This window comes from Halovibrio sp. HP20-59 (assembly GCF_033052795.2).
GTDB lineage: Bacteria > Pseudomonadota > Gammaproteobacteria > Pseudomonadales > Halomonadaceae > Vreelandella.
In genome coordinates this window covers 1-253 of the sequence record NZ_JAWJUW020000132.1, presented here as the reverse complement: position 1 = coordinate 253, position 253 = coordinate 1, and the positions used below count along the sequence as shown (strand labels likewise).

Annotated in this window: 1 protein-coding gene; it reads left to right on the top strand. The window is 65.6% G+C overall.

Annotated elements, in window-relative coordinates:
* Positions 1–253, top strand: a 253-nt coding sequence (locus tag RZA33_RS19640; RefSeq protein WP_317509933.1) for a hypothetical protein, incomplete at both ends; no start/stop codon positions are given.

Sequence of the window (253 nt, the reverse complement as noted above, 5' to 3'; positions counted from 1 at the left end):
CCATGATCCAGGGCTCGCCGCTGTACGGCACGGCCAGCCTCTCATTCATGGACTCGAGCTCGCTGGTACGCATCGACGACACCATCGAGCGCGTCGAGGTCGTCCAGGGCGGCACGAGCGCCATTTTCTCGTCCGGTCAACCAGGCGCCAGCGCCAACTTCATCCTGCGCACCGGCTCTGACAAGACAACCGGCTCGGTCGCGGCCACGTACGGGTTCGAGGGCATGGAGCGCATCGATGCGTTCTACGCCGG